This is a genomic window from Amycolatopsis kentuckyensis (assembly GCF_002155975.1).
GTDB lineage: Bacteria > Actinomycetota > Actinomycetes > Mycobacteriales > Pseudonocardiaceae > Amycolatopsis > Amycolatopsis kentuckyensis.
The window spans coordinates 1-3,827 of the sequence record NZ_MUMI01000267.1; the positions used below are offsets into that span (position 1 = coordinate 1).

Here is a 3,827-nt window from a genome sequence, read left to right on the forward strand (position 1 = left end):
ACTCGCGAGTTCCGGCTTCAATCACGCCGGTTCCGGCTTCCATCACGCTGGTTCCGGGCTCGATCACGTGTGGTTGGGTCGGCGTGGTTAGCGGTGGGTGGCTACCAGGGTGGCGTCGGGGCGGCAGCGGTCGCAGGGGGTGAAGCCGAGCTGGCGGGCCTCGCCGACGCCGATCGGGATCGTGTCGCGGGGGCCGAGCCACTCGCAGGTGCGGAGGTGGTAGCGGGGGTGCTCGTCGACCACCACGACCTCGTCGTCGAGGTCGGCCAGGACCGCGATGTCCTCCTCCGGGGTGTCCTCCACGCCCGGGTCGGAATCGGCGTTCGTTTCGGTCTCGGCTGAAGCGTCGGCCGGGTCACCCAGGTCGCCGGCGGCCGGGATCAGGGCGGTTTGTTCCTCTTCGGCGGGCTGCGGCGCGGAAGCAGCGGCAGCGTCGGGAGCAGCGGCAGCGTCGGCAGCAGGGGAATCAGCCGGAGCGGCGGCGGCGGCCGGAGGCGCGGCGGCGCGGCGACGGCGGCGCAGCCAGTCGGCGACCAGGATCAGCCCGGCCAGCACGGACAGGCCGATGGATACCCACGCCCACAGCGAAGAAGCCGTGATCAGCGCGGTGACGAGCAACCCCAGAGCCGCCAGTACCAGGACCAGCACGATGTAAAGCACGCTGAATTACAGCACGAACCGCCCCGGAGCGGCCCACGACCCGCCCACGTGTGGTACCGGATCGACTCCGAACCGTGGCACATCCCGGTACGGGACGTGCCACGGTTCGAGAGGGAACTCAGCCGGCTTCGGCCCGCGGGCCGAAGGAGTAACCCTGCCCGCCGCTCGTCGAACCGGACGACTGCCCGGAGTTCGACGACGCCGACGCGGGGGCCGCGGAACCGCGGTCGTCGAGCTCGCGCAGCTGGGACTCGAGGAACCCGCGCAGCCTCGTGCGGTACTCCCGCTCGATCGTGCGCAGCTCTTCGATCTTCTTGCCCAGCCCGCTCTTCTCGGAGTTCAGGCTGTTCATCGTCTCGGTGTACTTGCGCTGCGACTCGCGCTCCAGCGTGGTCGCCTTGTCCCGCGCCTGACGCTCGAGCGTCTCGGCCCGGGTCCGCGCGTCGTTCAGCATCGTGTCGACGCGGGTGCGGGCCTCGTTCACCATCGAGTCGGACTTCGCCCGGGCGTCCGAAAGCAGCTGCTCGGACTTGGTGCGGGCCTCGGCCAGCATCCCGTCGGACTCGGTCTTCGCCTCGGCGGTCAGCCGGTCGGCCATCTCCTGGGCCAGGCCCAGGACCTTGGCGGCCTGCACGTTCGGCTCCGTGCTGTCGCCGACCATCGAGTGCGCCTGGGTCTGCTCCATGGCCGACTGCGGCGGCGGCACCGGCGCGAGACGCCGCGACGGCTCTTCCCGCATCGGGGGCGCGCCGACGTTCGCCTTGGCGTTCTCCAGCTCGCTGCGGGTCGACTCGAGCTCCGCGTCGAGCTGTTCCATCTGCTGACGCAGTTCGTTGTTGTCCTCGATCAACCGGGCCAGCTCGGTCTCCACCAGGTCGAGGAACGCGTCCACCTCGTCCTCGTTGTAGCCCCTCTTGCCGATGGGCGGCTTGCTGAACGCGACGTTATGCACGTCAGCGGGGGTCAACGACATCAGATCACCTCACGCACTCCATGGCCTGCAGGGTCCACCCAAGTTTCCCCGATCAACTTGGAGTCGCCAGTTGCATCGCGAAGAACACAACCAACAGCAGCACCATAATCGACAAGTCCAGTCCGACGCCGCCGATCCGGACCATCGGAATGATCCTTCTGAACAAGCGGACCGGCGGGTCCGTCACTGTGTAGATGGTCTCGAGCGTGACCGCAACCCCTCCGGCCGGATGCCACTCACGCGCGAAGGTCCGGACGAGTTCGACCACGATCCGCGCCGTCAGCAGCAGCCAGAAGGCGAACAGCACGTACCAGACGACCAGCCACACAGCTTCCACGTACCTACTCTAACCGGGCGTCCTCTCCGAAGACGCAGTTGAGGGGGCCGACCCTGGATCGGGTCGGCAAAGTCACGTCTGCTTGCGCTCAGCGGTACGGGCGACTTCAGCCCCGCAAAAACAATCCGCCCTCGGCAATCCGCCGACGGTCTTCCGCCGTGACGTCCACATCGGGCGGTGAGAGAAGGAACACCTTGTTGGTGACCTTGTCCATCGACCCTCTGAGCGCGAACGCCAGCCCGGCGGCGAAGTCGACGAGCCGCTTCGCGTCCGCGTTCTCCATCTCGGTGAGGTTCATGATCACCGGGATGCCCTCGCGGTAGTGCTCCCCGATCGCCCGCGCCTCCGCGTAACTGGTCGGGTGCAGCGTGGTGATGCGGCTCAACGGGTCACGCCCCGGCTGGCGAACGACCGGCTCGGTGACCGGTCGCAGGCGGGCCACGGGTTCCGGCTGCCGGTCCATGGCGAGCGCGCCGTGGACGGCGGGCTCGGAACTGGGCACGGAGCGTGACCGGCTGCGGCTGACAGGCTCGTCGTACGTGTCGTCGACGTCGCGGTACCGTGAGCGGGACGACCGCGGTGCCGGCTCCTCGTAGGAGTCGTAGTCGTCGTCCGCGTAACCGCGCCGGTAGTCGTCCTCGACGTCGTAGCCGTCGTCGTCAGCGGGCACCATCCCGAAGTAGGCCTTCAGCTTCTGCAGCGCGCTCATGCCTCTCCCTAGCCCTAGCCGCTCCCGCACTGACTCAATCTCCACGCCGTCAGTGCCCCGCGCGGGCGGCCACGAAACGTGACGACCGCGCGAGCTCCCTACGGCGAGGCTAAACCGCGTCCACCGAGCAACGCGGTTCCGACACGCACACAGGTCGAGCCGTGCGTGATCGCTTGTTCGAGATCATGGCTCATCCCGGCGGAGACGTCTGCGGCATTCGGGTGATCTTTGCGGAGCCGTTCGGCCGCGTGGGCCAGCCGCTCGAAGGCGGCGCCCGGGTCCGCACCCAGCGGTGCGACCGCCATCAGGCCGCGAAGCCGCAGCTCTTCGGTCCGCGCGATCCGGTCGGCGAGCGCACCGAGCTCGGCCAGCGGGCAGCCGCCGCGTCCCGGGTCGTCGTCGAGGCTCGCCTGGATCAGCACGTCGAGGGGTTCGTCACGTATCTGGGCGTCCCGAACCGCACGCACCGCCTTCGCCAGCGCGTCGGCGAGCCGCGCCGAATCGACGGACTGCACTTCGTGTGCCCACCCGACCACCGAACGTGCTTTGTTGCGCTGCAGCCGGCCGACCATGTGCCACCGCAGCCCGGGGACTTCGGCGGCTTTGGGGCCCGCCTCCTGGTCGCGGTTCTCGCCGACGTCGGTGACGCCGAGCTCGGCCAGCAGCGCGACGTCGGACGCGGGGAAGGTCTTCGTGATCGCGATCAGCTTGACCTCGTCGCGCCCGCGCCCGGCCGCCCGGCAGGCGGCGGCAATCCGCTCCTCGACCTCGGCCAGGTTCTCGGCCAGCTCGGCCTTCCGGGAGGTCATGCCTCGATCCAGGTGATGCCCGCGATCCGCCCGGTGGTCCCGTCGCGGCGGTAGCTGAACAGCGTCTTGTCCTCGTTCGTGCACCGCGGGTCGACGCCGATCTTGCCGACACCCAGGTCGGCGAGCTGCCGCCACAACCCGGCGCGCAGGTCGAGACCGGGCGTTCCCTTGCGCGTCTTGCACGCGGTGCCGGGGACGTGTTTCTCGACGTCGGCGGCCATTTCGGCGGGGACCTCGTAGCAGTCGCCGCAGATGGCCGGGCCGAGCAGCGCCTCGATGCGGCCCACCTCGGCACCGGCCGACCGCATGGCCTCGACCGCGGCCGGGACGACGCCGACC

The 3,827-nt window shown here is 69.5% G+C and carries 6 protein-coding genes; all 6 read right to left on the reverse strand.

The annotated features are described in order from the left end of the window. Positions 1-87: 87 nt before the first annotated feature. Positions 88-660, reverse strand: coding sequence for a hypothetical protein (locus tag CCN39_RS25270; RefSeq protein WP_086845969.1), 573 nt, complete (start codon positions 658-660; stop codon positions 88-90). Positions 661-778: 118 nt separating this feature from the next. After that, a complete protein-coding gene (gene wag31 / locus CCN39_RS25275; RefSeq protein WP_086845971.1) occupies positions 779-1,633 on the reverse strand; it encodes a DivIVA-like cell division protein Wag31 in 855 nt (284 codons plus the stop codon). Positions 1,634-1,685: 52 nt separating this feature from the next. Then, the gene (locus tag CCN39_RS25280) at positions 1,686-1,961 is read right to left on the reverse strand and encodes a YggT family protein (RefSeq protein WP_013224824.1); all 276 of its coding nucleotides are present in this window, start codon (positions 1,959-1,961) and stop codon (positions 1,686-1,688) included. A 115-nt stretch (positions 1,962-2,076) separates the two neighbouring features. Beyond that, positions 2,077-2,679: a cell division protein SepF gene (locus CCN39_RS25285; protein WP_086845973.1), complete on the reverse strand. Its 603-nt coding sequence runs from the start codon at positions 2,677-2,679 to the stop codon at positions 2,077-2,079. A gap of 98 nt (positions 2,680-2,777) precedes the next feature. Then, positions 2,778-3,488 (reverse strand): YggS family pyridoxal phosphate-dependent enzyme, encoded by a 711-nt coding sequence (locus tag CCN39_RS25290; protein WP_086845975.1) that lies wholly within the window; start codon positions 3,486-3,488, stop codon positions 2,778-2,780. Continuing rightward, positions 3,485-3,827: laccase domain-containing protein (locus CCN39_RS25295; protein ID WP_143264138.1), on the reverse strand; the 343-nt coding region annotated here is incomplete at its 5' end. The genes CCN39_RS25290 and CCN39_RS25295, both read right to left, overlap by 4 nt.